Source organism: Erwinia oleae (assembly GCF_000770305.1).
GTDB lineage: Bacteria > Pseudomonadota > Gammaproteobacteria > Enterobacterales > Enterobacteriaceae > Erwinia > Erwinia oleae.
Genome location: NZ_JNVB01000126.1, coordinates 1 through 5,188 on the forward strand (window position 1 = coordinate 1; position 5,188 = coordinate 5,188).

The 5,188-nt window shown below is 57.0% G+C and carries 6 protein-coding genes; 1 reads left to right on the plus strand and 5 read right to left on the minus strand.

Translation table 11 applies throughout. The features are described 5' to 3' along the window. The coding region (locus GS12_RS21965; protein WP_034950958.1) for a pirin family protein at positions 1–459 on the minus strand (459 nt) is incomplete at its 3' end. 357 nt (positions 460–816) lie between these two features. Then, a complete protein-coding gene (gene ggt, locus GS12_RS21970) occupies positions 817–2,529 on the minus strand; it encodes a gamma-glutamyltransferase (protein ID WP_235421310.1) in 1,713 nt (570 codons plus the stop codon). Positions 2,530–2,718: 189 nt separating this feature from the next. Between ggt and GS12_RS21975 the strand changes: the two genes are divergently transcribed. Then, positions 2,719–3,018: a DUF2756 domain-containing protein gene (locus GS12_RS21975; protein WP_034917680.1), complete on the plus strand. Its 300-nt coding sequence runs from the start codon at positions 2,719–2,721 to the stop codon at positions 3,016–3,018. Here the strand turns inward: GS12_RS21975 and ugpQ are convergent, their stop codons facing one another. The 3 genes from ugpQ to GS12_RS21990 all read right to left on the minus strand — a co-directional run. Further along, the gene (ugpQ, locus tag GS12_RS21980; protein ID WP_034950964.1) at positions 3,019–3,762 is read right to left on the minus strand and encodes a glycerophosphodiester phosphodiesterase; all 744 of its coding nucleotides are present in this window, start codon (positions 3,760–3,762) and stop codon (positions 3,019–3,021) included. It lies immediately after the preceding gene. Further along, the gene (locus tag GS12_RS21985) at positions 3,759–4,832 is read right to left on the minus strand and encodes a sn-glycerol-3-phosphate import ATP-binding protein UgpC (RefSeq protein WP_034950967.1); all 1,074 of its coding nucleotides are present in this window, start codon (positions 4,830–4,832) and stop codon (positions 3,759–3,761) included. Before GS12_RS21985 ends, ugpQ begins: the two co-directional genes overlap by 4 nt. Before the next feature lies 1 nt (position 4,833). Beyond that, positions 4,834–5,188 (minus strand): ABC transporter permease subunit (locus GS12_RS21990; RefSeq protein WP_034950970.1); only part of this gene is annotated, 355 nt, incomplete at its 5' end.

Genomic DNA, 5,188 nt, shown 5'->3' on the forward strand with positions numbered 1-5,188 from the left:
CGAGCCGTCACGCTCGTCCGGCGAGAGCACCCACTGCCGCCCATGCACGTCATCAAAGCGGCGCTGCGCGTAACGCGGTTCAAGACCGGTTTTATCAGGAATAATCCAGATCTGATAGAGATGGAGCGGCACGTCTTTGCTGGCGTTGTATTCCGAATGACGCACGCCGGTGCCCGCGCTCATGATCTGAAATTCACCTGCCAGGATCTGTTCCTGATTACCCATGCTGTCCTGATGTTCAACGGTGCCGGAAAGTACACAGGTCAGGATCTCCATGTCTTTGTGCGGATGCATGCCAAAGCCCTGGCCGCCGTCAATAACGTCTTCGTTGATGACGCGCAGCGCTGAAAACCCCATAAAATTGGCATCGTAGTAATCTGCAAAAGAAAAGGTATGGTAACTGTCAAGCCAGCCATGCCTGGCATGGCCGCGTTCGTGTGCTTTTCGCTGGTAAATCATATTCAATTCTCCTCAATGTTTTCAGAGAGTCTGAACCTGAGAAGACAAGGAAGATAGCGGAGAAAACTGTTTCCTCCGTTCAAAATATTCGACAGAAAGTGAATGTAAAGGCAAAAAAAAAGCCAGCACCCGAGCTGGCTAAAGTATTACTGGAAGCAATGTGAGCAATGTCGTGCTTTTCCGCCAGGCCCGTGAAGCCCGTGACGAAATCGCATGACAATAATAATCATTATCATTCTCGCCTGTAAAGTCTTTATTTAAACTTTTTCAGGAAAAGCCCCTTATCTTACAATGGATTAGGTGAAGCTCCCCGTCTTCAAAGGCGGTTAACGTGTTGATAAGAGGCGAACCTTTTACTCAGTATCCGGCGGTCAGATCCTCAACCGTACGCGGATCCGATGCGCCATAGAGCGCGCCGTCAGGCCCAATCATAATGCTCTGCGTGCTGCCCATCGCCGGCTGCACTTTCACATGCTGCCCTTTCGCCTGAAGCAGTTTCAGCGTGTCGGGACTGAAACCCTTCTCAACGCGCAGTTCGTCCGGCAGCCACTGATGATGAAAACGCGGTGCATTGGTGGCTTCGGCGACGTTCATCCCAAAATCGATACTGTTAACCACCATTTGCAGCACGGTGGTGATAATACGGCTGCCGCCCGGACTGCCGGTAACCAGCCAGGTTTTACCGTCTTTTGCGACGATGGTGGGCGACATTGATGACAGTGGGCGTTTCGCGGCTTCTACCGCGTTCGCCTCGCCGCCAACCAGGCCGTACACGTTTGGCGTACCCGGTTTGGCAGAGAAGTCATCCATCTGATTATTCATCAAAATGCCGCTGTCGCCCGCCACGATGCCGCTGCCAAAGTTGGTGTTCAGCGTATAGGTGACGGCAACCGCGTTGCCCTGTTTATCCACCACGGAAAAGTGCGTGGTTTGGTTGCTTTCATACGGCGCCAGCTTGCCCGGTTTGATCTCTGATGAGGGGCGCGCTTTCGCCAGGTCAATCTGCTGCGCCAGCGATTTCGCATAGGCTTTGCTGGTCAATGCCTGCCAGGGCACTTTCACAAAATCAGGATCGCCAAGGTATTCGGAACGGTCGGCGTAGGCGTATTTTTCCGCCTCGGCCATCGTCTGAATCGCATCTGCGCTGCCGAAGCCCATTTTCGCCAGGTCAAAATTCTCTAAAATATTAAGAATTTGCACGATATGGATACCGCCAGATGAGGGCGGCGGCATCGAGAAAACTTCATAACCGCGGTAGGTACCGCTGACCGGCTGGCGTTCTACCGCGCGATAGTTAGCTAAATCCTCTTTGCTGATCAGCCCGCCGTGCGACGCCATTTCAGCCGCAATCTGACTGGCAATCTCGCCTTTGTAAAACGCATCCGGCCCCTGCTTCGCAATCAGTTCCAGGCTGTGCGCCAGGTTACGTTGCACCAGCGTTTGGCCGCGTGCATAGGACGCGCCGTCCTGTTTGTAGAAAATGGCTTTGCTGTTCGGATGCTGCACCAGCACTTCTTTGCCATAGACGTTCAGATCGTCTGCCAGCGCCTGGTTCACTACGAAACCTTTACGGGCGAGGTTGATTGCAGGCTGGATCAGGCGACTGAGCGGCAGGGTGCCGTACTCTTTGTTAGCCAACGCAAAGCCTGCCACGGTTCCCGGCACGCCGGACGCAAGATGAGAGGTCAGCGATTTCTTGCTGTCGGCGTTGCCCTGCGCGTCAAGGAACATGTCGCGGCTGGCACGCGACGGCGCCATTTCGCGGAAATCGATCGCAGCCGTGCGGCCGGATGCGGTACGCAGCAGCATAAAACCCCCGCCGCCCAGGTTTCCGGCCTGCGGATGCGTGACCGCCAGCGCGTATCCTACCGCAACCGCGGCATCCACCGCGTTACCGCCCTGCTTAAGAATATCAACGCCGACCTGCGTCGCCAGCCCGTCAACCGAGGCGACCATGCCGTGTTGCTCTTTAACCGGATGGAACGTGTCCGCCTCAACGCCATAGGAGACCGCCGGCGCGGCCACCGCGCTCTGCCAAAAAAACAGCGCCACCGTCACCAGCGCTGTCATTCTCCCCGCCGTACCGTATTTTCTCATTGTTACCTCTCGTCAGGTTTGTTTACGAATGTGTAACACGAACGGCCCATGGAGTGGCGAAGAAATTCTAAAAAGGCGAGATGTTACGCAAATTCAGCACACTCCTGGGGCCAGAAACCGCGCCTGGCTTATACTTGAATCAAGCAAAATGGAGGGTAGAAAATGAAATGGTTAATTATTTTTGCTGCGCTGGCGCCGCTGGGCAGCATGGCAAATACGCTTAACAGCACTAACGATCCGAACCGCCCCGGCTACAATCCGAGCACCCAGCGGATGCAGTCGCAAATGCAAACACAACAGACTCAGCAGAAACGCAAGCTGCAACAGGATCAGCAGCAGCAGACACAGGATATCCAGCGTAAGGCGCAGGAGCAGCGCGACAGCGCCCCGCAACGCGTGCTGAAGTCTCAGCCGGGCAGCAACACCACGCCGCCCGTGCAGCAGAACAACAATCAGCCGTAATCAGCTAAAATCCGGGCCCATTATGTCGATGCGGTCGGTACAGATTGCATCGACGCCCCAGGCCAGCAGCTTTCTGGCCCGCTCCGGACGGTTTACCGTGTAAGCCAGAATACGTAACCCCTCTGCTTTAAGCTGCGCCACGCGCGCTTCGGTCAACACTTTGTGATTGACGTGTACGGAAACGCAGGCCAGTTCCCGCACCCGCTGCGGCCACTCTTTTTGCCACTCATGCATCAACAACCCGCGTGGAAGCGACGGCGCAGCGTCTTTTGCCGCCGCCAGCGCCTCAACGGAAAAGGATGAGAGCAGCGGCGGCGTTTGCGCCTGCCAAAGATCGCAGGCCGCCAGCGCCACAAGGCGTCCGGTTTCCGCGTCCAGACCGTGGGTTGGCTTGATTTCAATATTCGCCATCATCTGCCAGCGCGCGCAGCGTTCCGCCACGTCGGCAAGCAGCGGCAGGCGCTCATCAATAAAGGCCTTACCAAACCAGCCGCCCGCGTCGAACTGCCGGAGCGCCTGCCACGGCAGTTCCCCGGCCACGCCGCGGCCGTTGCTGGTTCTGTTTAACGTATCGTCATGCAGCAGGAATATCTCGCCATCTTTCGAGAGTTTCGCATCAAACTCAATCATTTTATGGCCAAATTTAGCGCCCATATCAATAGCCGCTAAGGTGTTTTCAGGCGCTAACTTGCCGCCGCCGCGATGCGCGACGATGCGTGGGTAAGGCCAGGCTTTATTCGTCATTCGAGCCGTTGTCCGTGTTGTCTATCGAAGAAATGCAGCGCGTCGGCCGCAAGGTGTAACCACAGCGTTGAGCCAATGGCGGGGCGATTGACGTGCGGCAGGCGCACCACCAGCGGCTCGTTGCCCCAGCGGCCATGCGCCAGATTGTCGGCGCCGAGCATCTCCAGCGTCTCCACCACCAGCGGCACGCCGCCTGCGGCTTGTGTGGAGAGGCTAATATGCTCCGGTCGGATACCCAACGTCAATTCACGTCCTGACAGGCGCGGCTTCGCTTCCGGCAGCAAAAGCGAAAAATTGTCCGTCAGCAGCAGATGGGTTCCTGCCTCGTTCATCCGTCCTTGCAGCAGGTTCATCGACGGCGAGCCGATAAATCCCGCGACAAAGCGCGTTGCCGGGCGCTCGTAAATCTCAACCGGCGTACCCAATTGTTCCAGCACGCCTTTATTCATCACCATCACACGCTGCGCCAGCGTCATCGCTTCCACCTGATCGTGCGTGACGTACAGGCTGGTGGTGTTCAGCCGACGATGCAGCTGTTGAAGCTCCAGCCGCATCTGCACGCGCAGCCGTGCGTCAAGGTTCGACAGCGGCTCATCAAACAGGAACACGGCAGGCTCACGGACGATGGCGCGTCCCATCGCCACGCGCTGGCGCTGGCCGCCGGACAGCTCGCGCGGAAAACGATGCAGCAACGCCTCAAGTTCAAGGCTGCGCGCCGTCTCCAGCACCCGTTTTCGAACGTGCGCTTTGCCCATGCCGCGGATCTTCAGTCCCCAGGCCATATTTTGTTCAACGTTCATGTGCGGATAGAGCGCATAGTTCTGAAACACCATCGCAATGCCGCGATCTTTCGGTTCCAGCTCGGTCACGCGCTGGTTATCGATATAGATATCGCCGCTGGTCACCTGCTCCAGCCCCGCGACCATGCGCAGCAGCGTGGATTTGCCGCAGCCGGACGGCCCCACCATCACCATAAACTCCCCGTCGCGGAGGGTGACGTCAAACGGCTGAATAATAGTCTGCTTGCCGTCGTAGGATTTCGTGACTGCCTGAAGCGTTACGCCCGCCATATTATTTCTCGCTCTCTACCAGCCCGCGAACAAAGGCGCGCTGCATCACTAATACGATGACGATGGGCGGCAGCATGGTCAGCAGCATCGCCGCCATCACCAGATTCCACTGCGTTGAGCCATCGCCGTTGCCGATCATGCTGCGGATCCCCGCCACGGCGGTGCCGAGCCGGGTTTCATTAATAATTAACAGCGGCCACATGTACTGGTTCCAGCCGTAGATAAAGGTGATAACAAACAAGGCCGCCAGGTTGGTTTTCGACAGCGGCAGGACGATATCGCGGAAGAAACGCATCGGGCTGGCGCCGTCAATGCGCGCCGCTTCGACCAGCTCGTTGGGCAGCGTCATAAAAAAC

Coding starts and splice junctions, on each gene's coding strand:
- GS12_RS21975 (WP_034917680.1), top strand. CDS start 2,719: ATGAAATGGTTAATTATTTTTGCTGCGCTGGCGCCGCTGGGCAGCATG.
- ggt (WP_235421310.1), bottom strand. CDS start 2,529: ATGACAGCGCTGGTGACGGTGGCGCTGTTTTTTTGGCAGAGCGCGGTG.
- GS12_RS21985 (WP_034950967.1), bottom strand. CDS start 4,832: ATGGCGGGCGTAACGCTTCAGGCAGTCACGAAATCCTACGACGGCAAG.
- ugpQ (WP_034950964.1), bottom strand. CDS start 3,762: ATGACGAATAAAGCCTGGCCTTACCCACGCATCGTCGCGCATCGCGGC.